Origin of the sequence: Mycobacterium sp. IS-1590 (assembly GCF_001500025.1) — a bacterium.
Lineage (GTDB): Bacteria > Actinomycetota > Actinomycetes > Mycobacteriales > Mycobacteriaceae > Mycobacterium.
The window spans coordinates 377,062-400,958 of the sequence record NZ_LQIW01000023.1; the positions used below are offsets into that span (position 1 = coordinate 377,062).

Consider the following 23,897-nt stretch of genomic DNA (forward strand, 5'->3'; position numbering starts at 1 on the left):
GCGTGCAGGCCGCAGCACTCATCGCGACCTGTGCCCATGCGACAGCCAGGGCACACGAAATCGCCCAACCCCGACCCATTTCGGGCAACTTTACTCTTTTCGCCGACAGAAACCGGGCGATGGGGCATCTAGCCGTCGCCGGGGGAGGGGGCCGACGAGATCTCTTCCAGGCATCCCTCGGCCACGGCATGCTTGATGCTGTCGGACAGCCGGGGGCAGGTCTTCTCACGGGCGGGGTCGCCGCCGGACTCCCGAATCTCGGTGAAGTACGCACAGCGTTTCGACGCCTCGGTGTTCCACTGCACCGACGTATGAGCCGGCCCCAGCTTCTTGACGTCCACCGAGACGTGGCAGAAGCGGCAGTCGACGGACACCAGGCCCGACCTCAGATACCGTTCGCGGTCCCGCTGGGTGGCCTCGCGCAGTGCCGCGGCACGTTCAGCGTCGAAAGAGGGTGCCCGCGAGGTGGTTCCGGGCGCCGAACCGCCGTGACCGTGGCCGTGGTCGTCGTCGTCATGCGACCCGTGAAGCAGCAACATCGCCCGGGCCAGCCGGTCGACATCGGGTGCCTTACGGTCTTCGGTCACGACTTCTGCTCGGCTCTTTCCTTCTGGTCCTTGTCTTCGGCTTGACGCTTGAGGTTCTCCTCCACCTCGACATGCCACTTCTCGTTGGCCGCCGTGGTGTCGACCTCTATTTCGAAGCGGTCGGTCATGTCGGGGGTGATGTCGGCGACATCGACGTAGAACTGCTGGTACCACCGCCGCATCTGGTACACCGCGCCGTCCTCCTCGACGAGCAGCGGATTGTCGATGCGGGTCTTGTGCTTCCAGATCTCCACGTCCTGAAGGAAGCCCTTGCTGACACCCTCGGTGAACGTGTTGGCCAACTTCTCGGTCATCTTCTCGTCCAGACCCTTGGGCTTCTCGACGATGACACCCCACTGCAGCATGAACGAATTCTGCGTGACGGGATAGTGGCAGTTGATCAGGATCGACTCGGCCTTGTATCCGCCGTAATTGTTGTGCAGCCAGTTGATCATGAACGACGGCCCGAAGTATGACGCCTCCGAGTCGAGGTGCGCCTCACCGTAAGTGGTGCCCATGTCGTTGATGTCGGGCCGGCCCACGTTGTGCAGATACTGCGACGCGATATGGCCCTCGAATACGTTCTTGAAGTAGGTGGGCAGCCCGTAGTGGATGTAGAAGAAGTGCGCCATGTCGGTGACGTTGTCGATGATCTCCCGGCAGTTGGCGTTCTCGATCAGGATCGAGTTCCACTTCCAGTCCGTCCACTCGTCGCTCTCGAACTCCGGGATGTCGGGGATCCGGACCTGGGGTGGGGGTGGGTTGCCCTCGTGGTCGTGCCAGACGAACAGCAGCCCGCCGCGAACGTCGGTCTCCCAGGCGCGGGTGCGGGCCAACCGCGGGGTGCGCTTGGCGTAGGGCACCAGCTTGCACTTGCCGTCCCCGCCCCAACGCCAGTCGTGGAATGGGCAGGCGACCTCGTCACCCTTGATCGTGCCCTGGGAGAGGTTCCCGCCCATGTGCCGGCAGTAGCCATCGAGCACCTTCAGATCGCCGTGCGAATCGGCGAAGACCACCAGCATCGTGCCGAAGATCTCGATGCCGTGCGGCTTGCCGTCCAGGTAGTCCTTCACCGGGCCCAGGCAGTGCCAGCCCCGGGCATACCGGTCGGGCAGGGCGCCGGTGTCGATCTCACGAATTCCCGCACTGTTGGTAGTCACGGTGGGCCTCCCGCTTCTGTGTCTCTAACTAGAACACGTTACAGTTTTTCCCGTTCCTCCCGCAATCTATGCAGGTAATCCGCCTCCCGTGAACGGCTCATTGCGAGTCAACTAGGGGTATAACCAAACGATGCCGTTGTACTCCTTCGAGGGACGCGCACCGACGATCGATCCGGACGCGTTCATCGCGCCGACGGCCACACTGGTGGGTGACGTGCACGTCGAGGCCGGCGCCTCGGTGTGGTTCAACGCGGTTCTGCGGGCCGACTTCGCCCCGATTGTGGTCCGCGAGGGCGCCAATGTGCAGGACTGCTGCGTCCTGCACGCCCCGCCCGGCATCCCGGTGGACATCGGACCCGGCGCCACCGTCGCCCACGCCTGCGTGGTGCACGGTGCCCACATCGGCGCGGAGGCGGTGCTCGCCAACCACTGCACGGTGCTCGACGGCGCGGTCATCGGCGCGCGCACCCTGATCGCGGCACATTCACTGGTCATCGGCGGCACAAAGATCCCTGACGAGGTGCTGGTGACCGGTGCGCCCGCGAAAGTCCGCGGACCGATCGCGGGGACCGGCGCCCAGATGTGGGTGAACACCAATCCCGGCGCGTACCAAGAGCTGGCGCGCCGCTACTCGACGGGTCTGCAGCTCGTCGAGGAGTGACTACTGCGACAGTCCGACGCGAAGGGCGACGTCCTGCATCCTGCCGACGTTGATCACGAACTTGTCGGTGGTGGCATCGCCGAGCGCGCTCTGGAACTCGAGCCGCACCAGCGCCGGACCCTGCGTGAACAGCAGCATCGTGACCGCCTTGCTGCGGTCGACGGACTCGCCGACGGCGGTGGTGCCGTCGGTGCCGACCGGGGCCGGTCGCGGTGTCGCGCCGGCGACCACCTGGTCGAGCCTGGGGATGGCCTCGCGCAGCGTCTTGGTCGCCGCCTCGGCGTCCGGGTAGACCACGATCGTGTTGGAGATGGCGCGGGTGTCGTCCTGATTGACAAACAGGGCGCTCGCCCCGGGCAGACCCCCGGGTGCCGGGTTCGTCGACTGGACGGTGAACGTGTCCTCGTCGTCGCTGAGATCGGACGCCTGCAGCAGTAGGCGGCTGTAATCCGCGGCCGAAGCGGCGGCGCTGCTGGTCGTCGTGGGGGCGGCCGCAGAGGGGGGAAGCGAGGTGGTCGGGGAAGTGGTGCCGGTGCCAGTGCCGGGAACCGGATTGGGTGTGGCATCACAACCGACCGCTGCGGCGCAGATGGCAGCCGCTACCGCTGCGGCGGACATCGACCTGGTAGCTGTCAGTCGGCGTTGTTCAGACATGTGTTCGGGCTTCGTGTTTCGCGGATGGAGTTCGCCCCCGAAGGGTACTGATATCGCCGTCTGCACTGGCTGGAGGTCTGGAGGTCTGCGCGCGCGAGCGCTAGCGTGGCGCAATGATCATCGGCAAGGTCGCCGAACTGTGGCGCTATCCGGTCAAGTCGATGGGCGGCGAACGCGTCGCCGATGTCGCGATCGGACCGCGCGGAGTCTTCGGCGACCGCCTCTGGGCGGTTCGCGATATGGAGCGGGACGTGACTGCCTCGGCACGCCGCATCCCGGCGCTGCTGAAGGCCACGGCGCGGTATACCGGTCCGCTGCCGCCGGACGCGGGTCCTGGCAACGTGCCCGAGGTGGTGATCACCTTCCCGGACGGAACGGAGCTGTCCAGCAGCGACGACGCGGTGCACGCGAAGCTGTCGGAGTTGGCCGGACGCGATATGCGCCTGACCGCATTGCCGCCGGTCGAGGACACCAGCCTGCACCGGTTGAGCAAGCACGAACGCGACAACGCATCGATCGCGTCGCTGCGCACCGACTTCGGAATCGACAAGGGTGAGAGGTTTCCCGATGTCTCGATGTTCCGGATCGCCGACCTGGCCACCTTCGCCCGCTACTCGACGCCGCCGGGCATGTTCGTCGATTTGGCGCCGGTGCACGTGCTGAGCACGACGAGTCTGTCGACAGTCGGTGCGGAGGTCGACGGGGCTCCACTGGACGTACGCCGATTCCGGCCGAACATACTTGTCGCGCTCCAGGATCCGGTCGACGGACTGCCCGAACCACAATGGACGGGCGGCCACCTCACCATCGGCGGCGCGGTGCTCGAAGTGGCGATGCCGACCATCCGCTGCGTTGTCCCGAGCCGACCGCAACCGGGCCTCGAGGTCGATCGCCGCATCACCAAGGCCGTCGCCCAGCGGGCGCAGCGATGCCTGGGCAGCTACTGCTGGGTGGACTCCGACGGAGCCGTGTCAGTGGGTGACGCGGTCGACCTCCGGGCAGCCGGCGCCCCCAAACGCGTGCTCACCGACGCGGTCAGGCGCGCGAAGCGGTTCACCTTCACCCTGGCCACCTCGGCTGCGGATCGGTTCCGCCGCTAGATCTTTCGCGCGCTGGCGGTGGCGCGGTCCAGCTCCCAGTATGCGCGCAGCGCAACGAGCTTGCCGTCGTCATTGACGCGGTAGGTGAACACGCCCTCGGCGGTCACCTCGTAGCCGGCCGACCGGATCACGATCGAGCCGACGTTGGCTTCCTCGTTGCCGCACTGGAAGGTCTCGACGAAGTTGAACTGCAGCTCACTGGGCGCGATCGCCTTGTCGTAGAACTTGGCGATCGCCTCCTTGCCGCGGTGTCCGTTGCCGTCGGGATCGAAGTGTGACGGTCCGATGGGATCCTCGACGATCGCGTCGTCGGCGAAGTTGTCCAGCCAGGACTGCTTGTCATGGGCGACCGCCGCCTCACGCGACCGCTTACCCGCCAGATGAACCGGGGCATTCGGGTCGGTGACGGTCACTGCTGCCAGCCCGAGTGAATGTAGGTGTCGGCGAAGCGCTTCATCGCGTCGAGCTTGGGTTGCAGCGGTGCGTCGAAGCCCAGTCCCTCGAACACCCATGGCATCACGATGTTGTCGGTGACGCCGGATTCGGCGAGTTCACGGTGGCCGTCGACGCCGAACTTGTCGATGCATACGGCCTGGAACTCGAACGGGTCGTCGGCCCGGCCGTATTCGGCGAGCAGCGCCTTCAACTTGGCGATCGTTTCGGCCAGCTGCTCGCCGGTCATCATCGCGCTGGTCCATCCATCGCCGACGCGTGCCGCGCGCTTGAGAGCGACGTCGGTGTGGCCGCCGACGTAGAACGGGACCGGTTCGGTGGGCGCCGGGCTCATCTGAAGCTTGTCGAAGTCGTAGAACTCGCCGTGGAACTCCACCATGCCGCCGGCCAGCACGAGTTTGATCACCTCGATCATCTCGTCGACCCTCTTGCCGCGGCGCGCGTACGGCTGGCCACACCACTCGAACTCCTCGGGGGCCCAACCGATCCCGACACCGAAACCGAACCGGTTGTTGGTCAGGTTGGCCACCGAGCCGACCTGGCGCGCGAGCAGCAGTGGATTGCGCGAACCCAGCTTCATCACGTTGGTGTAGAAGCGCAGCGTCGACGTCACCGCACCCATCGCCCCTGCGGCGATCAGCGGATCGACCCAGGGAGTGTTCTCGTCCCACATGCGGGAACCGTCCGGGGTGTAGGGGTAATCCGCCGACTGCTTCTCCATGTAGAAGATGGAGTCCGGCAACGCGATCGAGGTGAAGCCGACCTCCTCGGCGGTCCTGGCGATGTCGACGAGGTGGTCGATCTGACACATCGGCACCGCGCAGGTGTACTGCATGGTGGTCATCGGTGGTCGGGCTTGTCGCTGGCGACCACCCACATCGAGTAGTACTGCGAGCCGCCACCGTACGCGTGGCCCAGCGCCTTACGCGCGTTCGGAACCTGGTGCTCACCCGCCTTGCCCATCACCTGGATCGCCGCCTCGGCGAACCGGATCATGCCCGACGCGCCGATCGGATTGCTCGACAGCACGCCGCCCGACGCGTTGAGGGGGATGCGCCCGCCGATTGCCGTCTCGCCCGCTTCGGTGAGCTTCCAGCCTTCGCCCTCGGGTGCAAAGCCCAGATTCTCCAACCACATCGGCTCGAACCACGAGAAGGGCACATACACCTCGGCGACGTCGATCTCGTCGATCGGGCTGGTGATGCCCGCCGCCGCCCACAACGCCTTGGCGGCATCGCGGCCCGCCTGCGGGTTGACCTGATCGCGGCCCGAGTAGGCCAGCGGTTCGGTGCGCAGCGCGGTGGCGTGGATCCACGCCACCGGACTGCCGTCGGCGACCTGCTTGTCGGCGATCTCCTCGTTGCCGATCACCATTGCGCACGCACCGTCGGACGACGGGCACGTCTCGTCGAATCGGATCGGGTCCCACAGCATCTGCGACGACATCACCTTCTCCAACGTGATGTCGGGCTGATGCAGATGCGCCAGCGGGTTCTTGGCGCCGTTGAGCCGGTCCTTGACCGCCACCATCGCACCGATGTGGTCGGGCGCCCCGGAACGGCGGATGTAGGCCCGCACGTGCGGCGCGAAGTAACCGCCGGCGCCCGCGCCGACGGGCTTGGTGAACGGCACCGGAATGCTCAACGCCCACATGGCGTTCGACTCGGACTGCTTCTCCCACGCCATACACAGCACCCGCCGGTACTTGCCGGACTGCACCAGCGAGGCGGCCACCACGCCGGTCGACCCGCCCACCGAGCCGGCGGTGTGCACCCGAATCAGCGGCTTGTTCGTCGCGCCCACGGCATCGGCCATGAACAACTCGGGCATCATCACGCCCTCGAAGAAGTCCGGCGCCTTGCCGACCACCACGGCGTCGATGTCGTCCATCGTCGACCCGGAATCGGCCAGCGCCTTGTCGATGGCCTCGCGCACCAAACCGTTCATCGACACGTCCTGGCGCTTGGCGACGTACTTCGTCTGTCCGGTGCCCAGCACCGCAGCGAGATTCTTAGACATCAGGCGTGTCCTTCCAGAACGGCCACCAGATTCTGTTGCAGCGCAGGCCCGCTCGTCGCGTGCGCCAGAACCCGCTGCGCCGAACCGTTGAAGATGTGTTGTGCGGCGAATCCGATGCGCTCGAGGCCCGCGGAGAACATCGGGTTGGCGGACAACGCTCCACCCGACGGGTTGACCTTCGCCGACGAGGGCAGCCCGATCGCCTCGGTGAGGATCAGGTGCTGATGGGTGAACGGCGCATAGATCTCGGCGACCTCGATGGACCCCGTGTCGCCACCGGTGGCCGCTTGTGCGGACGCCGCGGTCGACGGCGAGGTGGTCAGGTCACGAGCGCCCAATATCGGCGTCTCGATGCGATGTTCGATCCCGGTGATCCACGCGGGGTTCTCGCGTAGCTCACGCGCCCGGTCGCCGGCGGCGAGCACGATCGCCGACGCGCCGTCGGTGATCGGCGCGATGTCGTGGCGACGCAACGGATCCGCGAAGTACGGGCGTTCGAGGAGTTCGGAGATCGCTTTCGCCTCGTCTGAGCCTGTCGGAGCCTCCTCGCTGTCGGTGCGGCCGGCCGCCGTCATCGCGTCCAGCGCCACCTGCGCCATCTGCTCGGCGGTCCACTTGCCCGCGTCCAGTCCGAACCGCGCCTGCAGGCCCGCCATCGAGACCGCGTCCGGCCACAGCGGGGCGACGCTGTACGGGTCGGTCTGCAGCGCCAGCACCCGGCGCAGCACACCCGCGCTGGACTTGCCGAAGCCGTACACCAGCGCGGTGTCCACCTCGCCGGTGAGGATCTTGATGTAGGCCTCGTAGAGCGCCCACGCCGCGTCCATTTCGACGTGCGACTCGTTGATCGGAGGCACCGCCCCGATCGAGTCGATCGCGGAGATGAACGAGAACGCCCGGCCCGCAAGGTAATCCGAAGATCCCGAGCACCAGAACCCGATATCGGTCTGCTGCAGGCCGAGCTCGTCGTAAAGCCGATGGAAGCACGGCATCAGCATCTCGACGCCGTTGGTGGTCCCGTCGGTGCGGCGCACGTGCGGTGCGTGCGCGAACCCGACGACCGCTACCCCGTTGTCCGAAGTCATGAAGTGAAGCCCCTTTACAGGTGGTGCTTGTAGGAGTCGTAGTCGGCGTCGGGCTCACCCGTCGGCCGGAAGTGGTCGATGTTGTCGATGCCCAGGCCCCACTCCTCACGTGGTTTCCAGACCGCTTCGACGCGCATCCCCATCCGGACCTCGGACGCCTCGATCTCGGTGACCAGGTGCAGGAAGGGGATGTCGGCGCCGTCGAGCAGCACGTAGGCGGCGACGTAGGGCGGTTTGATGCGCTGCCCGGCGAACGGGATGTTGATCACCGCGAACGTGGTGACGGTGCCCTTGTCCGGCAGCTCGATGAACTCGTCGAGCTCGAGGCCGGTGGCGGGATCGGCCTCCTTGGGCGGGAAGTACACCTTGCCGGGCTTGCCGTCGCGGCCGCTCTTGGTCCGGGCACCGAGAAGCTTGCCCTCCTCGAGCGCCCGCAGGAACGTGCTTTCGGGAAGCGATGCGGTGTGCTGGATCTCGATGGACGACGGCGACACCTGCACTGTCACGGGGTCGCGGTCGTCGGGCCGGCCCTCGGGTTCGGCCTGGTCGCCGAGGGCGAAGTAGGCGATGTCGGTGATGGCCCCGACGGGTTCGTCGACCCAGTGCGCGTGCACCCGCGCGCCGGTGCTGATGGCGTCGGAGGACTTGGCATCGACGGCGTGCAGCAGCGGGGTGTCGGCGCCGTCGAGTTTGATCAGCGCCCACGCGAACGGCCGATCGATGGGCTGACCCTCGAGCGGGGCCGGCTGCCAGGTCCACGACAGCACGGTTCCGACACCGGCCACCGGTACGATTTCCGTCAATCGCTCGTAGGTCACGGGATCGAACTCGGCAGGCGGCACGTGCACCCGCCCGTCGGAACCGCGCACTCCGACGATGCGTCGCTCGCGCAGGGCGGTGAAGAACTGGGACAGGAGTGGTCCGACTGAACGGGTGTAGTCGAATGAGAGCTTCAGCGGCGCGGAAAGCGGCCGCTCATGCGGATCGATCTGCACCGGGCTGCTTTGGCTGGTGGTCACGGCATCGAGTAGAACAGGTTCTAACAATGGTTTCAAGACACCGTTATGAGGTCTGCGAATGAAGCTCGGACTGCAGTTGGGATATTGGGGCGCGCAACCGCCCGAGAATCACGCCGAACTGGTTGCCGCCGCCGAGGAGGCCGGGTTCGACACGGTGTTCACCGCCGAAGCCTGGGGCTCGGACGCCTACACGCCGCTGGCGTGGTGGGGCCGCGAAACCACACGCATGCGGCTGGGCACGTCGGTGATCCAGCTGTCGGCGCGCACGCCGACCGCGTGTGCGATGGCGGCGCTGACGCTCGACCACCTCTCCGGGGGACGGCACATCCTGGGGCTCGGCGTTTCCGGACCGCAGGTCGTCGAGGGCTGGTACGGCCAGAAGTTCCCCAAGCCGCTGGCCCGCACCCGCGAGTACATCGACATCCTGCGTCAGGTGTGGGCGCGCGAAGCCCCGGTGCGCAGCGACGGCCCGCACTACCCGCTGCCGCTGACCGGTGAGGGCACGACGGGCCTGGGCAAGAACCTCAAGCCGATCACGCACCCGCTTCGGGCCGATATCCCGGTGATGCTGGGCGCGGAAGGACCGAAGAACGTCGCGCTGGCCGCCGAGATCTGCGACGGTTGGCTGCCGATCTTCTACTCGCCGCGCATCGCCGACATGTACAACGAGTGGCTCGACGAGGGTTTCGCCCGCCCTGGCGCCCGCCGCAGCCGCGAGGACTTCGAGATCTGCGCGACGGCGCAGGTGGTCGTCACCGACGACCGCGCCGAGATCATGGAGCTGATGAAGCCGCATCTGGCCCTCTATATGGGCGGTATGGGCGCCGAGGACACCAACTTCCACGCCGACGTCTACCGGCGGATGGGATACGCGGAGGTCGTCGAGGACGTGACGAAGCTGTTCCGCTCCGGCACCGAGGACGGCAAAGAGCGAGCCGCCAAGATCATTCCCGACGAGCTGGTCGACGACTCGGCGATCGTCGGCGACCTCGGTTACGTGCAGGAGCAGATCAAAGCGTGGGAGGCCGCCGGCGTCACGATGATGGTCGTCGGCGCGCGTTCGCCCGAGCAGATTCGGGATCTCGCCGCGCTGGTATAGGTTCCCACGCGTGAGCGCCCCTCTGGCCGAGTAGACACTTCCTTGCTAGTTGTCTACCCGGCGTTCTAGATTGGCGCGATGACCCAGCACACCATCGCGGGCACAACGCTCACCATGCCGGTGAGAATCCGCAAGGCGCATCAGCACATGGCGATGTTCTCCGTGGACGCCGACGCCGCGCAGCGCATGATCGACTACAGCGGTCTGAAGGTCTGCCGGTTCCTGCCGGGACGTGCGATCGCGGTACTGATGCTGATGCGCTACGAGGACGGCGACCTCGGCCAGTACTACGAGTACGGCACCAACGTGATGGTGAACCCGCCCGGGTCGAATGCGTCGGGGCCACGGGCACTGCAGTCGGCGGGTGCGTTCATCCATCACCTGCCGGTCGACCAGGCCTTCACGCTGGAGGCCGGAACCAAAATTTGGGGTTATCCGAAGGTCATGTCGGAGTTCACGATTCGTGACGGGCACACGTACTCGTTCGACGTCACCATCGACGGCCAGTTCGCCGTCGGCATGGATTTCCGTCCCGGCCTCCCGGTTCCGGCGGCGTTCACCGCCAAGCCGCAGGCCCACCCCACGTACTCGTGCCGCGACGGGGTGCTGCGCCGGACCGTCGGCGAGATGAAGCTCAGCGAGGTCCGCTATCGCCCGGGTGGGGCCCGGGTCCGGCTCGGCGAACATCCCTATGCGAAGGAGCTGGCCTCGCTAGGCTTCCCCAAACGCGCCTTGTTCTCCGGTTCGGCTGGGAACGTGGAGATGTCGTTCGCGGATGCAGAGGAGCTTCGATCGTGACTGTTACGGCACCGCAGACCAAACCGGACGTCGACCTGACCGACGGTGCGTTCTACGCCGGCGACTCGCGCTCGGTCTACAAGTGGATGCGCGAGAACGAGCCGGTCTTCCGCGACCGCAACGGATTGGCCGCCGCCGCAACCTATGCCGCCGTCATCGAGGCGGAGCGCAATCCGGAGCTGTTCTCCAACGCCGGCGGTATCCGACCCGACCAGCCGGGCGTCGAGATGATGATCGAGATGGACGATCCGCAGCATCTGCTGCGCCGCAAGCTCGTCAACTCCGGCTTCACGCGCAAGCGGGTCAAAGACCTCGAGGGCTCGATCGAGAACCTGTGCGACACGCTGATCGACAACGTGTGTGAGCGCGGCGAATGCGATTTCGTCTGGGACATCGCGGCGCCGCTGCCGATGGCCGTCATCGGCGACATGCTCGGGGTGCGTCCCGAAGAACGCGAGATGTTCCTCAAGTGGTCCGACGACCTGGTGGGTGCCCTCAGCAGCACCGCGGACCCGGAGGAATTCCAGGTCACCATGGACGCGTTCGCGGCCTACAGCGAATACATGATGGGCATGATCGCGGTCCGCAAGGACGAGCCGACCGACGACCTGGTCAGTGTGCTGGTGCACGCCGAGGTCGAGGGCAGCAAGCTCGAGGACCATCAGATCGTCACCGAGGTGCTGCTGCTGTTGATCGGCGGCGACGAGACCACCCGGCACACGCTGTCCGGCGGAACCCGGCAGTTGCTGTTGCATCCCGACCAGCATCAGCGGCTCGCTGCCGACCTGTCGTTGCTGCCCAACGCGATCGAGGAGATGCTGCGCTGGACGGCGCCGGTGAAGAACATGGCGCGCACGATCACCGCCGACACAGAGTTCCACGGAACGGCCCTCGAAGAGGGCGAGAAGATGATCCTGCTGTTCGAGTCGGCCAACTTCGACGAGAGCGTGTTCGAGGATCCCGAGCGCTTTGACATCGAGCGCTATCCGAACAACCACCTGGCGTTCGGCTTCGGCACGCACTTCTGCCTCGGAAACCAGCTCGCGCGACTCGAGCTGTCGATCATGCAGACCAAACTGCTGCAGCGGCTACCCGATCTGCGGCTGGCCTCCGGTGACGAGTTGCCCTTGCGGCCCGCCAATTTCGTGAGCGGTCTGGAGAAGATGCCGGTGGCGTTCACGCCGACGGCGAAGGTGCTCTAGTGCGCCGTTTGTGAAACGAGCGACGGAAATCCGACCGAAACCGTCGCAGGTTGCACAAACGAGCGAGGGAGCGGGACGCGGAAGCGGGCCTACTTCATCTGGAAGTTCGGGGCGCGCTTCTCCTTGAACGCCCGCGGCCCCTCCTTGGCGTCGTCGCTGAGGAACACCGGGATGCCGTTGGCGGTGTCGGGCTTGAACGCCTCGTTCTCGTGCATGCCCTCGGTCTCGCGGATGGTCTTGAGGATCGCCTGCACGGCGAGCGGGCCGTTGTTGTTGATCACCTCGGCGATCTCCAGCGCCTTGTCCAGCGCGGTGCCGTCGGGAACCACGTAGCCGATCAGCCCGTACTCCTTGGCCTCGGCGGCGGTGATGTGCCGCCCGGTCAACAGCAGATCGCACGCGATGGTGTACGGAATCTGGCGCACCAGGCGCACCGCCGAGCCGCCCATCGGATAAAGGCTCCACTTCGCCTCGGAGATTCCGAACTTGGCGCTCTCACCCGCGATGCGGATGTCGGTGCCCTGCAGGATCTCGGTGCCGCCCGCGATCGCGGGCCCCTCGACCGCGGCGATCAGCGGTTTGGTCAGCCGCCGGCCCTTCAGCAGCGCGTCGATGCGTGACGGGTCGTAGCTACCGTCCTTGAACGAGTCGCCCGGCGGCTTGGCCGTCGCCGCCTTGAGGTCCATCCCCGCACAGAAGTAACCACCGGCGCCGGTGAGGATGCAGGTGCGGATCTCGGGATCGTTGTCGACACGGTCCCAGGCCTCGACCATGATCGAGAGCATCTCGGTGGAGAGCGCATTGCGCGCCTCGGGCCGGTTCAGCGTCAGGATCAGGGTGTGTCCGCGCTGCTCAATGAGGGCGTCGGGGCCCTTCTGGGGATCACTCACGAGGGTTCGCCTTCCAGCGTCGATGCCACAGACTTGTCTGGAAATGTAACACGTTCTAGTTTAGGTCTCGTGGCCCTGAACATCGCCGATCTCGCCGAGCACGCCATCGACGCCGTGCCAGACCGTGTCGCCCTCATCTGCGGCGACGACCAGTTGACGTACGCCCAGCTGGAGGAGCAGGCCAACCGGTTGGCCCATTACCTCCTCGACCAGGGCGTCAAGAAGGACGACAAGGTCGGCCTCTACTGCCGCAACCGCAACGAGATCGTCGTTGCGATGCTGGGCATCGTCAAGGCCGGCGCCATCCTGGTCAACGTCAACTTCCGCTACGTCGAGGGCGAGCTGAAGTACCTGTTCGAGAACTCCGACATGGTCGCCCTGGTGCACGAGCGCCGCTACGCCGACCGCGTCGCGAACGTGCTGCCCGAGACCCCGGCCGTGAAAACCGTTCTGGTGGTCGAGGACGGCAGCGACGACGACTTCGAACGCTACGGTGGCGTCGAGTTCTACTCGGCTCTCGAACAGAGTTCGCCCGAGCGCGATTTCGGGCCGCGCAGCCCCGACGACATCTACCTGCTCTACACCGGCGGCACCACCGGGTTCCCCAAGGGCGTCATGTGGCGCCACGAGGACATCTACCGGGTCCTCTTCGGCGGCACCGACTTCGCCACCGGTGAGTTCGTCAAGGACGAGTACGACCTCGCCAAGGCGGCCGCGGAGAACCCGCCGATGATCCGCTACCCGATCCCGCCGATGATCCACGGCGCCACCCAGTCGGCCACCTGGATGTCGCTGTTCTCTGGTCAAACCACCGTCTTGGCACCGGAATTCGATGCCGACGAGGTCTGGCAGACCATCGAGAAGCACAAGGTGAACCTGTTGTTCTTCACCGGCGACGCGATGGGCCGCCCCTTGCTCGATGCGCTGGTCAAACTGCACGAGTCCGGTCGCGAGCCCGACCTCTCCAACCTGTTCCTGCTGGCGAGCACCGCCGCCCTGTTCTCGACCAGCATCAAGGAGAAGTTCCTCGAACTGCTGCCCAACCGGGTGATCACCGACTCGATCGGATCCTCGGAGACCGGCTTCGGCGGCACCAGCATCGTCGCCAAGGGGCAGTCGCACACCGGCGGCCCGCGGGTGACGATCGACCACCGCACCGTCGTTCTCGACGAGGACGGCAACGAGGTCAAGCCCGGATCGGGTGTGCGCGGCTTGATCGCCAAGAAGGGCAACATCCCGGTCGGCTACTACAAGGACGAGAAGAAGACAGCCGAAACGTTCAAGACGTTCAACGGCATTCGCTACGCCATCCCCGGTGACTACGCCGAGGTGGAGGCCGACGGCACCGTCACGATGCTCGGCCGCGGCTCGCAGTCGATCAACAGCGGCGGCGAGAAGATCTACCCCGAAGAGGTCGAGGCCGCGCTCAAGGGCCATCCCGACGTGTTCGACGCGCTCGTGGTCGGGGTGCCCGACGAGCGGTACGGCCAGTGCGTCGCGGCCGTCGTACACCGCCGGCCGGGCACCACCCCGACACTGGCCGAGCTCGACACGTTCGTGCGCCGGGAGATCGCGGGATACAAAGTGCCGCGCAAGATCTGGTGGGTAGACGACATCCAGCGCACCCCGGCCGGTAAGCCGGACTACCGGTGGGCCAAGGACGTCACCGAAGAGCGCGCCGCCGACGAGGTGCACGCCAATCACGTGGGGTCGGCGTCGTGACCGGAATGCGCACCGAACTCTGCGATCGATTCGGCATCGAGTACCCGATCTTCGTCTTCACGCCGTCGGAGAAGGTCGCCGCGGCGGTCAGCAAGGCGGGCGGTCTCGGGGTGCTGGGCTGCGTTCGGTTCAACTCGGCCGACGATCTCGAAGACGTGCTGTGCTGGATGGACGAGAACACCGACGGCAAGCCCTACGGCGTCGACGTGGTGATGCCCGCCAAGGTGCCTCAGGAGGGCACGGCGGTCGACATCAACAAGCTGATCCCGCAGAGCCATCGCGACTTCGTCGACAAGACGCTCGCCGATCTCGGGGTCCCGCCGCTTCCGGAGGACGGGGCGCGCAACGAGGGTGTGCTCGGGTGGCTGCACTCGGTGGCGCGCTCACACGTGGAGGTCGCGCTCAAGCATCCGATCAAGCTGATCGCCAACGCGCTCGGCTCTCCGCCGAAGGACGTCATCGACCAGGTGCACGCCGCGGGAGTTCCGGTCGCGGCCCTGGCAGGCAGCGCCAAACACGCTGCGCGCCATGTGGACAACGGCGTCGACATCGTCGTGGCCCAGGGGCATGAGGCCGGCGGCCACACCGGTGAGATCGGCTCGATGGTGCTGTGGCCGGAAATCGTTGACGCCCTTGACGGGAAGGCCCCCGTGTTGGCCGCCGGAGGTATCGGCACCGGCAGGCAGGTGGCCGCGGCGCTGGCGCTCGGCGCTTCCGGGGTGTGGATGGGTTCGGCGTTCCTGACCGCTGCCGAGTACGACCTCGGGCACCGCAAGCCCGGCGGCGTCTCGACGATCCAGGAGGGGCTGCTGCGGGCGACGTCGGCCGACACCGTGCGCCGGCGGATCTACACCGGTAAGCCCGCTCGTCTGCTGAAGACGAAATGGACCGACGCGTGGGATGCGCCCGACGCCCCCGAGCCGTTGCCGATGCCGCTGCAGAACATCCTCGTCAGCGAGGCGCACCAGCGCATGAACGAGTCGGACAACCCCGACACCGTGGCGATGCCGGTGGGACAGATCGTCGGCCGGATGAACGAGATCCGCCCGGTCGCCGACATCATCGCCGAGCTGGTGCAGGGTTTCGAGGAGGCCACCCGCCGCCTCGACGGCATCCGCGGCGACTAACTTCCCGGTCGAGCGTGGGCTCGACGCACGCGGATTCGCGAAATGCGTGACACAACGCCACGCTCGGCGCGAAGTATGCGTTATCGCGGGACCGGATACACCGGATCGGCGCAGGCCGTACCCTCGGCCGCCAACTGCCGTTTGATCACCTTGAACGTCTCCGTGCGCGGGAGCGCCGTGCTGACCCGGACGAATGAGGGCCACTGCTTGGGGCCGAGATCGGTTTGTGCCGAGAGGAATTCGCGGAACATGTCGACGTCGAAAACCGCCCCCTCGGTCAGCGTCAGCGCGGCCATCACCTGGTCGCCGACGTCAGGTGCGGGTATCCCGTAGACCGCCACCTCCACGACGTCGGGGTGCCGCAGCAGCACCCGCTCGATCGGTGCCGCACCGAGGTTCTCGCCGTCCACGCGCATCCAGTCGCCGAGGCGGCCCGCGAAATACGCGAAGCCGTTCTCGTCGCGGTAGGCCAGGTCGCCACTGTGGTACACGCCGCCGCGCATGCGCTCGGCGTCGGCCTCCGGATCGTTGTAGTACCCCTCGAAACGGCCTGCGTCCGAGACGTTGACGAGCTCACCGGTGACACCGGGCGGGCACGGCTCACCGGTGTCGACGTCGACGATCTCGGTGCCCGGCGGCAGCGGGCCCAGCGAGCCGGGCGGAGTGTCGGGTGTGCGCGCGATGGCGATACCGCCCTCGGTCGAGCCGAAGCCATCCATCACCACCGCGCCGAAACGCTTGGCGAATCGCTCGACATCGGCGGGCGCACCCTCGTTGCCGTACACCGCTCGCAACGGGTTGTCCGCGTCGTCGGGACGCTCCGGCGTCGCGAGGACATAGGACAGCGGTTTGCCGACGTAGTTCGCATACGTCGCCCCGAACCGACGGATGTCGGGCAGGAACTGCGATGCGGAGAACTTGCGGCGCAACGCCAACGAGCTCTGCGACGCCAGCGCCACGGCCCACCCGACCAGCACCGCGTTCGAGTGGAACAGCGGCATCGACACGTAGCAGACATCGCTCGGCCCGAGGCCGAACCGTTGGGTCATGGTCACGCCGGCCACCGCCACCTTGCCGTGGCTGCACTTGACGGCCTTCGGGTCGCCGCTGGTGCCCGACGTGTAGATGAGCATGAACAGGTCCGCGGGATCGGCCTCGCGCACCGCGACGGGCTCAGCGGCGAACGCCGCCACCTCGTCCGCCCACTGCTGCGAGTCGACATCGATGTGGTCGATCCCGTCGATCACCTCCCGTGCGCCCGAATCGGCCAGCACCAGTTGGCAATCGGCATGGGCGATGTCACGCTGGAGCGCGGCCCCGCGGCGCACCGGGTTGAGGCCCACCGGCACGATCCCGGTCAGTCCAGCGGCGGCCAGCACCGCCGAGAAGAACGGGGTGTTCTGCAGCAGGACACCCACATGTGGCGGGCGGTCCGGATCGAGGCGGGCGCGCAGCGCGGCGGCGATCGCGGCCGCATGGCGCAGATGTTCGCGCCAGGTGGTGAACGTCTCCTCGAAGAGCACGCCGCGGTCCTCGACGTCGACCAGCGGCGCCAGCAGCTCAGCGACCGTGGGTAGCTTGTTCACATCACGCGGGCGTATCGGCCAACTCCCGGCCGATGCGCAGCAGTTGTCCCGTGGCGCCGCCGACCGCGAACTCGGTCTGCTTGGCCGCCAGGAAATACCGGTGCACGGGGTGGTCGATGTCGATCCCGACGCCGCCGTGCACGTGCACCGTGGTGTGTGCGACGCGGTGGCCGGCGTCGGCGGCCCAGAACGCCGCGGTGTGGACGTCGACGTCCGCGGGAAGATCTTCGGACAACCGCCAGGCGGCCTGCGTCAGGGTCAGCCGGAGCGCCTTGACGTCGATGTAGCCGTCGGCCAGCCGCGACGACACAGCCTGGAAACTGCCGATGGGCCGGTCGAACTGCTCGCGCTCACGGGCGTACGCCGCGGTGAGCTCGAGCGCGCGCTCGAGGACTCCGAGTTGAAAGGCGCTGCGGCCCAGGGTCGCCCGGGTGCTCAGCCAAGCTGCGACATCACCACCCGAGCCGTCGCCGACGACCCGGCCGGCATCGACCTGCGTGCCCTGCAGTTCCAGATGGGCGACGCTGCCATGCCCTGTGGTGCTCAACGACTGCACCGTCACGCCGGGATCCGTCGCGGAGACCAGGAAAACCTTTGGGCCCGAGTCGGTTTCGGCAGGGACCAGGAACGCGTCGGCAACCGGACCGTAGGGCACCAGGGCGCGGGACCCGGTGAGCCGGTAGCCGTCCTCGGAGGATTGCGCCTGCACCGGCCCCTGACCCATCTCGGCGTCGAGCGCGACCGTGAGGATCTTGTCGCCCTTGATCGCGGGTACCGCCCACTCCTGTTGCAGTGTGTCCGAGGCGAACTCGGCCAGCGCCCCGGCGCCCAGAACCACCGACTCCAGATACGGCACCGCGGACAGCTGCCGGCCGAGCGCAACGAGCACGGCCACCTGCTCCAGCACGCCGAACCCGCCTCCACCCAGCGCCTCGGGGGAAGCGGCCGACAGCACGTCGGCCTCGATCAGCTTGTCCCACAGCGCGCGGTCGAACCTCTGGTCCAGACCATCGAGCTCGCGTTGGCGCTCGGGCGTCACGACCGAGTCGACGATGGTGCGCACCAGCCCGCCGAGGTCGTCGGACGCTTCGGTTGTCTTGAAGTCCATGGTGAGTTTCCTATCGATTCACTCGGGGCAGACCCAGCGCGACCATGCCGATGATGTCGCGTTGAATCTCGTTGGTGCCGCCGCCGAAGGTGAGGATCAGGCAGCTGCGGTGCATCCGTTCGATCCGTCCGCGCAGTAGCGCCCCGGGCGAACCCGGCCGCAACGTGGCCGCCGTTCCGAGCACCTCCATGAGCAGCCGATAGGCCTCGGTGGCCAGTTCGGTGCCGTACACCTTGGCCGCCGACGCGTCCGCGGGGGAAGGCGCTGTCTCATCGGCAGATGCCAGTTCCCAGTTGATCAGTTTGAGCACCTCGGCCTTGGCGTGCACGCGGGCCAAATTGAGCTGCACCCACTCCGAGTCGATCAGCCGGTTGCCGTGCACGTCCTTGGTGTTCTGGGCCCACTCACGAACCCCGCCGAGCGCCACGAAGATCGGCTGGGCGGATACGAGTGCGACGCGCTCGTGGTTGAGCTGGTTGGTCACCAGCTTCCAGCCGGCGTTCTCTTCGCCCACGAGGTTGGTCACCGGCACGCGCACGTCCTGGTAGTAGGTGGCGCTGGTGTCGACGCCCGCCATGGTGTGCACCGGCGTCCAGGAGAACCCCTCCGCGGTGGTGGGCACGATCAGCATCGAGATCCCGCGGTGCTTCTTGGCCTCGGGGTTGGTGCGCGCGGCCAGCCACACGTAATCGGCGTAGGCGATCAGGCTGGTCCACATCTTCTGGCCGTTGATCACGTAGTCGTCGCCGTCGCGAACGGCGGTGGTGCGCAGCGACGCCAGATCGGTGCCGGCGCCGGGCTCGGAGTAACCGATCGAGAAGTGCAGTTCGCCGGCGGCGATCTTGGGCAGGAAGAACTTCTTCTGCTCGTCGCTGCCGAAGTGCATGATCGTCGGCGCGACGCTGTTGATCGTCAGGAACGGCACCGGCACGTTCGCGATCGCGGCCTCGTCATTGAAGATCAACCCGTCGATGGGCGGGCGCTCCTGGCCGCCGAACTCCTTGGGCCACGACAGGGTCAGCCAGCCGTCCTTGCCCATCTGCGCGACGGTCTCGCGGTAGACGTTGCCGCGGCCCATCTCGCCGTCGTTGGATGCCAGAGCCTCGGCGCGCTCGGGTGTCATCAGCTTGGTGAAGTAGGAGCGCAGCTCGCGGCGCAGCTCTTCCTGCTCTGGGGTGTAGCCGATCCGCATCGCCTTGTCCTAACTTCTCTAGAGGCACGAAGTGGCGTACCGGGAGCCAGCCCCGATTCACTCCCGGTTGTAACACGTTCTAGTCTTGGGGTCCAGGCCGGTGCCACACTGGGCTCGGAGCAGCTTTGACCGCGAGGAGGTTGTGATGAGGGTGGAAGTGGACCGGGACCGGTGCGAGGGCAACGCCGTCTGCGTGGGAATCGCGCCCGACCTGTTCGATCTGGACGACGACGATTACGCGGTGGTCAAGCTGGATCCGGTGCCCGCCGACCAGGAGGATCTGGCCGAGCAGTCCATCGCCGAGTGCCCGAGGGCGGCACTGCTTCGCCGAGACTAGAGGTATTCATAAATTGACGATGCACACGGGCATACGAGGAGCGGCATGACTACAGACCCCAACGACCTGTCCGGCCGCGTTGCGGTGGTGACCGGAGCGGCCGCGGGCCTGGGGCGCGCGGAGGCGATCGGCCTCGCCCGGGCGGGGGCCACCGTCGTCGTGAACGACATCGCCGCCGCGCTCGACAAGTCCGACGTGCTGGACGAGATCTCGGCAGCCGGCTCGAAGGGCGTCGCCGTGGCGGGCGACATCAGCGCGCGCTCGACCGCCGACGAACTGGTCGAGACGGCCGATGGGCTCGGTGGCCTCGGCATCGTCGTCAACAACGCCGGCATCACCCGCGACCGCATGCTGTTCAACATGTCCGACGAGGACTGGGATGCGGTGATCGCCGTGCACCTGCGCGGGCACTTCCTGTTGACCCGCAACGCGGCCACCTACTGGCGAGCCAAGGCCAAAGAGAACGCCGCAGATGGGGCTGGCCGGGTCTACGGCCGCGTCATCAACACCTCTTCGGAAGCCGGGCTGGTCGGGCCCGTCGGGCAGGCCAACTACGGTGCCGCCAAGGCCGGGATCACCGCGTTGACACTGTCGATGGCCCGGGCGCTGGAGCGCTACGGCGTGCGGGCCAATGCCATCGCGCCCCGCGCCCGCACCGCGATGACCGCGGATGTGTTCGGCGAAGCGCCGGAGTTGAGCGATGGCCAGATCGACCCGCTGTCGCCCGAGCACGTCGTGAACCTGGTGCGGTTCCTGGCCTCCCCGGCCGCGGAAGCGGTCAACGGTCAGCTCTTCATCGTCTACGGTCGAACGGTGACACTGGTGGCAGCGCCGACGGTCGAGGCACAATTCAGCGCCGAATCCGATGCCTGGAATCCCTCGACGTTGTCGGAAACCCTTCGGGAGTACTTTGCTGGACGTGATCCAGAGAAGTGTTTCTCGGCCACGGGGCTGATGAATCAGCAAGACTGACGGTCTCGTTAGGTACGGCCGGGCTCTACTAGAACACGTTCTAGAATGAGCTGGATCACACTTGCTTTGACCTGCGCAAAATCACAATCAGGACTCCATTTTGGGAGCTTTGACACTGCGAACGTGTTCTAGTTAGTATGATCCGGCTCACCGAGAGCAACGCTTAGCCGAGGGGTGGGAAGTCCGCCGTGACAACGTATTTCACCTCTTCGCCACGAAGACGACGCGACGAACATCCAGACCCCCGAGAACGGAGCAAAGGTTGATCGAACAGCTCGCGGCACCGGCTCGGGCCGTGGGCGGGTTCGTCGAGATGTCCTTTGACACGTTCGCCAAGACGTTCCGGCGCCCGTTTCAGTTCCGCGAGTTCCTCGACCAGACCTGGATGATCGCGCGGGTTTCGTTGGTTCCGACCCTGTTGGTGGCCATACCTTTCACCGTTCTGGTCGCGTTCACCCTCAACATCCTTCTCCGCGAGATCGGTGCGGCCGACCTGTCCGGCGCCGGTACCGCCTTCGGCACCATCACCCAGCTCGGGCCCGTCGTGACGGTGCTGGTGGTGGCGGGCGCCGGCGCGACCGCCATCTGCGCGGACCTCGGTGCGCGCACCATCCGTGAGGAGATCGACGCCATGCGGGTGCTGGGCATCGACCCGATCCAGCGGTTGGTGGTGCCTCGCGTGCTCGCCTCGACGTTCGTCGCGCTGCTGCTCAACGGCCTGGTCTGCCTGATCGGCCTGTCCGGTGGTTACGTGTTCTCGGTCTTCCTGCAGGGCGTCAACCCCGGTGCGTTCATCAACGGCCTGACGGTGTTGACGGGCCTCGGTGAGCTCGTCATGGCCGAGATCAAGGCCCTGCTGTTCGGGGTGGTGGCCGGCTTGGTCGGCTGCTATCGCGGCCTGACGGTCAAGGGTGGCCCCAAGGGCGTGGGCACCGCGGTCAACGAGACCGTCGTCTACGCATTCATCTGCCTGTTCGTGATCAACGTGGTGATGACGGCGATCGGCGTGAGGGTGCTCGAGAGATGAGCTACGACGTCACGGTCCGTTTCCGCCGCTTCTTCAGCGGTGTGCCCAAGATCGTCGACAGCGTCGGCGAGCAGGCGCTGTTCTACGGCGAGACGATGCGCTACCTGCCCAACGCGGTCCGGCGGTACCGCAAGGAGACGGTCCGCAACATCGCCGAGATGACGATGGGCACCGGTGCGCTGGTCATGATCGGCGGCACGGTCGGTGTCGCCGCGTTTTTGACCCTGGCCTCCGGCGGCGTCATCGCGGTCCAGGGTTACAGCTCACTGGGCAATATCGGCATCGAGGCGTTGACGGGCTTCCTGTCGGCCTTCCTCAACGTGCGCATCGTCGCTCCGGTGATCGCCGGCATCGCGCTGGCCGCGACCATCGGCGCGGGCACGACCGCGCAACTCGGCGCCATGCGGGTATCCGAGGAGATCGACGCCGTCGAGTCGATGGCCGTGCACTCGGTGTCCTACCTGGTGTCCACCCGCCTGATGGCCGGCATGGTCGCGATCATCCCGCTGTACTCACTGTCGGTGCTCGCCGCGTTCTTCGCCGCGCGGTTCACGACGGTGTTCATCAACAAACAGTCGGCCGGCCTCTACGACCACTACTTCAACACCTTCCTGGTGCCGACGGACCTGCTGTGGTCCTTCCTGCAGGCGATAGTCATGGCCATCGCGGTCATGCTGGTGCACACCTACTACGGCTACAACGCGTCGGGCGGTCCGGTCGGCGTCGGCATCGCGGTCGGCCAGGCCGTGCGGACCTCGCTGATCGTCGTCGTCACCATCACCCTGTTCATCTCACTCGCCGTGTACGGCGCGTCCGGCAACTTCAACCTCTCCGGGTAGGCGGGGACCATGTCGGACACCGAGGCCAAGCGCAGCCACGTGAGGATCGCCGCAGCGATCCTCACCGCGATTCTGCTCGCGGCGACGGTGTTCACCTACCTGGCCTACACCGCGGCTTTCACGCCGGTGGACACCGTGAGCGTCACCGCTCCACGGGCGGGTCTGGTGATGGAGCGCGACGCCAAGGTCAAGTACCGCGGCGTTCAGGTCGGCAAGGTCGAGTCGATCGAGTACGCCGGCAACGAAGCCAAGCTGACGCTGGCCATCAACCGCAACGAGATGCGGTTCATCCCCTCCAACGCCAATGTGCGGATCGGCAGCACAACGGTTTTCGGCGCCAAGTCGGTCGAGTTCCTGCCGCCTGCGAAGCCGTCGGGTCAGCAGCTGAAGGCCGGCGCGACCGTGGCCGCCAAGGATGTGCAGCTCGAGGTCAACACGCTGTTCCAGACGCTGAGCGACGTGCTCAACAAGATCGACCCGATCAACCTGAACGCGACGCTGAGCGCGCTCGCCGAAGGTCTGCGGGGTAACGGTGACGATCTCGGTGCGCTACTGGCCGGGCTGAATTACTACCTGCAGCAACTCAATCCGAAACTGCCGACGCTGCAGGAGGACCTGCGCAAGACCGCGGTGGTGGCCAACATCTACGGTGACGCCGGTCCGGATCTGGCCCGCATCATCGACAACGCACCCACGATCAGCGACACGATCGTCGACGAGCAGGAAAATCTGAACGCGACGCTGCTGGCCGCAACCGGGCTGGGCAACAACGGCACCGCCACCCTCGAACCCGCCGCGGACGACTACATCGCCGCGATCCAACGACTCCGCGCGCCGTTGAAGGTGGCCGGCGACTATTCGCCGGTCTTCGGCTGCATGCTGGAGGGCACGGCGCTGGCGGTCGACCGGTTCGCGCCCGTGATCGGTGGTATCCGGCCCGGCCTGTTCGTGGCGTCGAACTTCCTTCCCGGTTCGCCCGGCTACACCTACCCCGAGAGCCTGCCCATCGTGAACGCCACCGGCGGCCCGAACTGCCGCGGCCTGCCGAATGTTCCGAGCAAGCAGTTCGGCGGCTCCTGGTACCGCTCACCGTTCCTGGTCACCGACAACGCCTACGTGCCGTACCAGCCGAACACCGAGCTGCAGTTCGATGCGCCGTCGACGCTGCAGTGGCTGTTCAACGGGGCGTTCGCAGAACGGGACGACTTCTAATGACGAGCGCTTGCGCGTGGGGGTACCTCCCGCCCGAAGGGCAGGGGG

At 66.6% G+C, this 23,897-nt stretch carries 24 protein-coding genes; 12 read left to right on the forward strand and 12 right to left on the reverse strand.

Annotated features, from left to right (window positions below; all coding sequences use genetic code 11):
- Positions 1–128: 128 nt before the first annotated feature.
- Together AU197_RS16570 and AU197_RS16575 are read right to left on the reverse strand one after the other, a co-directional pair.
- The gene (locus tag AU197_RS16570; protein ID WP_064403841.1) at positions 129–539 is read right to left on the reverse strand and encodes a hypothetical protein; all 411 of its coding nucleotides are present in this window, start codon (positions 537–539) and stop codon (positions 129–131) included.
- 44 nt (positions 540–583) lie between these two features.
- Positions 584–1,747 carry a 3-ketosteroid-9-alpha-monooxygenase, oxygenase component gene (locus tag AU197_RS16575; RefSeq protein WP_064403747.1) on the reverse strand — a complete coding sequence of 388 codons (1,164 nt, stop codon included), beginning with the start codon at positions 1,745–1,747 and terminating at the stop codon, positions 584–586.
- Between the two features lie 130 nt (positions 1,748–1,877).
- Between AU197_RS16575 and AU197_RS16580 the strand changes: the two genes are divergently transcribed.
- Positions 1,878–2,408 carry a gamma carbonic anhydrase family protein gene (locus AU197_RS16580; protein ID WP_064403748.1) on the forward strand — a complete coding sequence of 177 codons (531 nt, stop codon included), beginning with the start codon at positions 1,878–1,880 and terminating at the stop codon, positions 2,406–2,408.
- On the opposite strand, the gene AU197_RS16585 is transcribed toward AU197_RS16580, so the two are convergent.
- Positions 2,409–3,026 carry a hypothetical protein gene (locus tag AU197_RS16585; RefSeq protein ID WP_197415561.1) on the reverse strand — a complete coding sequence of 206 codons (618 nt, stop codon included), beginning with the start codon at positions 3,024–3,026 and terminating at the stop codon, positions 2,409–2,411.
- 149 nt (positions 3,027–3,175) lie between these two features.
- Here AU197_RS16585 and AU197_RS16590 point away from each other — a divergent pair, with 149 nt between their 5' ends.
- On the forward strand, positions 3,176–4,162 hold the full coding sequence (locus AU197_RS16590) for an MOSC domain-containing protein (RefSeq protein WP_197415562.1): 987 nt from the start codon (positions 3,176–3,178) through the stop codon (positions 4,160–4,162).
- Here AU197_RS16590 and AU197_RS16595 read toward each other — a convergent pair.
- The 5 genes from AU197_RS16595 to AU197_RS16615 are packed head-to-tail and all read right to left on the reverse strand — an operon-like array spanning position 4,159 to position 8,738.
- Positions 4,159–4,575 carry a nuclear transport factor 2 family protein gene (locus tag AU197_RS16595; RefSeq protein WP_064403750.1) on the reverse strand — a complete coding sequence of 139 codons (417 nt, stop codon included), beginning with the start codon at positions 4,573–4,575 and terminating at the stop codon, positions 4,159–4,161. The genes AU197_RS16590 and AU197_RS16595 overlap by 4 nt on opposite strands.
- The gene (locus AU197_RS16600; RefSeq protein WP_502687885.1) at positions 4,572–5,459 is read right to left on the reverse strand and encodes a TIGR03619 family F420-dependent LLM class oxidoreductase; all 888 of its coding nucleotides are present in this window, start codon (positions 5,457–5,459) and stop codon (positions 4,572–4,574) included. Before AU197_RS16600 ends, AU197_RS16595 begins: the two co-directional genes overlap by 4 nt.
- Positions 5,456–6,634, reverse strand: a complete 1,179-nt coding sequence (locus tag AU197_RS16605; RefSeq protein WP_064403751.1) for a thiolase family protein — start codon at positions 6,632–6,634, stop codon at positions 5,456–5,458. Before AU197_RS16605 ends, AU197_RS16600 begins: the two co-directional genes overlap by 4 nt.
- Positions 6,634–7,719 carry a thiolase family protein gene (locus tag AU197_RS16610; RefSeq protein ID WP_064403752.1) on the reverse strand — a complete coding sequence of 362 codons (1,086 nt, stop codon included), beginning with the start codon at positions 7,717–7,719 and terminating at the stop codon, positions 6,634–6,636. The genes AU197_RS16605 and AU197_RS16610 overlap by 1 nt, the downstream gene beginning before the upstream one ends.
- A gap of 14 nt (positions 7,720–7,733) precedes the next feature.
- Complete coding sequence (locus tag AU197_RS16615) at positions 7,734–8,738, reverse strand: Zn-ribbon domain-containing OB-fold protein (RefSeq protein ID WP_064403753.1); 1,005 nt, start codon at positions 8,736–8,738, stop codon at positions 7,734–7,736.
- A 58-nt stretch (positions 8,739–8,796) separates the two neighbouring features.
- Here AU197_RS16615 and AU197_RS16620 point away from each other — a divergent pair, with 58 nt between their 5' ends.
- The 3 genes from AU197_RS16620 to AU197_RS16630 all read left to right on the forward strand — a co-directional run bounded on the left by AU197_RS16620 (position 8,797) and on the right by AU197_RS16630 (position 11,837).
- Positions 8,797–9,837 carry an LLM class F420-dependent oxidoreductase gene (locus tag AU197_RS16620; protein WP_064403754.1) on the forward strand — a complete coding sequence of 347 codons (1,041 nt, stop codon included), beginning with the start codon at positions 8,797–8,799 and terminating at the stop codon, positions 9,835–9,837.
- Between the two features lie 78 nt (positions 9,838–9,915).
- On the forward strand, positions 9,916–10,635 hold the full coding sequence (locus AU197_RS16625) for an acetoacetate decarboxylase family protein (RefSeq protein WP_064403755.1): 720 nt from the start codon (positions 9,916–9,918) through the stop codon (positions 10,633–10,635).
- The gene (locus AU197_RS16630; protein WP_064403756.1) at positions 10,632–11,837 is read left to right on the forward strand and encodes a cytochrome P450; all 1,206 of its coding nucleotides are present in this window, start codon (positions 10,632–10,634) and stop codon (positions 11,835–11,837) included. The genes AU197_RS16625 and AU197_RS16630 overlap by 4 nt, the downstream gene beginning before the upstream one ends.
- A gap of 89 nt (positions 11,838–11,926) precedes the next feature.
- On the opposite strand, the gene AU197_RS16635 is transcribed toward AU197_RS16630, so the two are convergent.
- Positions 11,927–12,727, reverse strand: coding sequence for a crotonase/enoyl-CoA hydratase family protein (locus tag AU197_RS16635; RefSeq protein WP_064403757.1), 801 nt, complete (start codon positions 12,725–12,727; stop codon positions 11,927–11,929).
- Between the two features lie 69 nt (positions 12,728–12,796).
- Here AU197_RS16635 and AU197_RS16640 point away from each other — a divergent pair, with 69 nt between their 5' ends.
- Together AU197_RS16640 and AU197_RS16645 are read left to right on the forward strand one after the other, a co-directional pair.
- The gene (locus AU197_RS16640) at positions 12,797–14,449 is read left to right on the forward strand and encodes an acyl-CoA synthetase (RefSeq protein WP_064403758.1); all 1,653 of its coding nucleotides are present in this window, start codon (positions 12,797–12,799) and stop codon (positions 14,447–14,449) included.
- A gap of 5 nt (positions 14,450–14,454) precedes the next feature.
- Positions 14,455–15,576, forward strand: a complete 1,122-nt coding sequence (locus AU197_RS16645) for an NAD(P)H-dependent flavin oxidoreductase (protein ID WP_064403844.1) — start codon at positions 14,455–14,457, stop codon at positions 15,574–15,576.
- A gap of 80 nt (positions 15,577–15,656) precedes the next feature.
- Here the strand turns inward: AU197_RS16645 and fadD17 are convergent, their stop codons facing one another.
- Genes fadD17 through AU197_RS16660 form a run of 3 tightly spaced genes read right to left on the reverse strand, consistent with a single transcriptional unit; the run spans position 15,657 to position 19,462 of the window.
- Positions 15,657–17,162 (reverse strand): long-chain-fatty-acid--CoA ligase FadD17, encoded by a 1,506-nt coding sequence (gene fadD17 / locus AU197_RS16650; protein WP_064403759.1) that lies wholly within the window; start codon positions 17,160–17,162, stop codon positions 15,657–15,659.
- Between the two features lies 1 nt (position 17,163).
- On the reverse strand, positions 17,164–18,270 hold the full coding sequence (locus AU197_RS16655) for an acyl-CoA dehydrogenase family protein (protein ID WP_064403760.1): 1,107 nt from the start codon (positions 18,268–18,270) through the stop codon (positions 17,164–17,166).
- A 10-nt stretch (positions 18,271–18,280) separates the two neighbouring features.
- On the reverse strand, positions 18,281–19,462 hold the full coding sequence (locus AU197_RS16660; RefSeq protein ID WP_064403761.1) for an acyl-CoA dehydrogenase family protein: 1,182 nt from the start codon (positions 19,460–19,462) through the stop codon (positions 18,281–18,283).
- A gap of 145 nt (positions 19,463–19,607) precedes the next feature.
- Here AU197_RS16660 and AU197_RS16665 point away from each other — a divergent pair, with 145 nt between their 5' ends.
- From AU197_RS16665 to AU197_RS16685, 5 genes are all read left to right on the forward strand, one after another.
- Positions 19,608–19,799 carry a ferredoxin gene (locus AU197_RS16665; protein WP_064347982.1) on the forward strand — a complete coding sequence of 64 codons (192 nt, stop codon included), beginning with the start codon at positions 19,608–19,610 and terminating at the stop codon, positions 19,797–19,799.
- 45 nt (positions 19,800–19,844) lie between these two features.
- Complete coding sequence (locus AU197_RS16670) at positions 19,845–20,771, forward strand: 3-oxoacyl-ACP reductase (RefSeq protein WP_064403762.1); 927 nt, start codon at positions 19,845–19,847, stop codon at positions 20,769–20,771.
- A 262-nt stretch (positions 20,772–21,033) separates the two neighbouring features.
- The gene (locus AU197_RS16675; RefSeq protein WP_064347984.1) at positions 21,034–21,798 is read left to right on the forward strand and encodes an MlaE family ABC transporter permease; all 765 of its coding nucleotides are present in this window, start codon (positions 21,034–21,036) and stop codon (positions 21,796–21,798) included.
- The gene (locus AU197_RS16680; RefSeq protein WP_064403763.1) at positions 21,795–22,637 is read left to right on the forward strand and encodes an MlaE family ABC transporter permease; all 843 of its coding nucleotides are present in this window, start codon (positions 21,795–21,797) and stop codon (positions 22,635–22,637) included. Before AU197_RS16675 ends, AU197_RS16680 begins: the two co-directional genes overlap by 4 nt.
- Before the next feature lie 9 nt (positions 22,638–22,646).
- Positions 22,647–23,849, forward strand: coding sequence for an MCE family protein (locus AU197_RS16685; protein ID WP_064403764.1), 1,203 nt, complete (start codon positions 22,647–22,649; stop codon positions 23,847–23,849).
- Positions 23,850–23,897: the final 48 nt, after the last annotated feature.

Coding starts and splice junctions, on each gene's coding strand:
- AU197_RS16610 (WP_064403752.1), bottom strand. CDS start 7,719: ATGACTTCGGACAACGGGGTAGCGGTCGTCGGGTTCGCGCACGCACCG.
- AU197_RS16645 (WP_064403844.1), top strand. CDS start 14,455: ATGCGCACCGAACTCTGCGATCGATTCGGCATCGAGTACCCGATCTTC.
- AU197_RS16660 (WP_064403761.1), bottom strand. CDS start 19,462: ATGCGGATCGGCTACACCCCAGAGCAGGAAGAGCTGCGCCGCGAGCTG.
- AU197_RS16620 (WP_064403754.1), top strand. CDS start 8,797: ATGAAGCTCGGACTGCAGTTGGGATATTGGGGCGCGCAACCGCCCGAG.
- AU197_RS16670 (WP_064403762.1), top strand. CDS start 19,845: ATGACTACAGACCCCAACGACCTGTCCGGCCGCGTTGCGGTGGTGACC.
- AU197_RS16655 (WP_064403760.1), bottom strand. CDS start 18,270: ATGGACTTCAAGACAACCGAAGCGTCCGACGACCTCGGCGGGCTGGTG.
- AU197_RS16585 (WP_197415561.1), bottom strand. CDS start 3,026: ATGTCCGCCGCAGCGGTAGCGGCTGCCATCTGCGCCGCAGCGGTCGGT.
- AU197_RS16570 (WP_064403841.1), bottom strand. CDS start 539: ATGTTGCTGCTTCACGGGTCGCATGACGACGACGACCACGGCCACGGT.
- AU197_RS16580 (WP_064403748.1), top strand. CDS start 1,878: ATGCCGTTGTACTCCTTCGAGGGACGCGCACCGACGATCGATCCGGAC.
- AU197_RS16680 (WP_064403763.1), top strand. CDS start 21,795: ATGAGCTACGACGTCACGGTCCGTTTCCGCCGCTTCTTCAGCGGTGTG.
- AU197_RS16590 (WP_197415562.1), top strand. CDS start 3,176: ATGATCATCGGCAAGGTCGCCGAACTGTGGCGCTATCCGGTCAAGTCG.
- AU197_RS16685 (WP_064403764.1), top strand. CDS start 22,647: ATGTCGGACACCGAGGCCAAGCGCAGCCACGTGAGGATCGCCGCAGCG.
- AU197_RS16605 (WP_064403751.1), bottom strand. CDS start 6,634: ATGTCTAAGAATCTCGCTGCGGTGCTGGGCACCGGACAGACGAAGTAC.
- AU197_RS16665 (WP_064347982.1), top strand. CDS start 19,608: ATGAGGGTGGAAGTGGACCGGGACCGGTGCGAGGGCAACGCCGTCTGC.
- AU197_RS16625 (WP_064403755.1), top strand. CDS start 9,916: ATGACCCAGCACACCATCGCGGGCACAACGCTCACCATGCCGGTGAGA.
- AU197_RS16600 (WP_502687885.1), bottom strand. CDS start 5,459: ATGACCACCATGCAGTACACCTGCGCGGTGCCGATGTGTCAGATCGAC.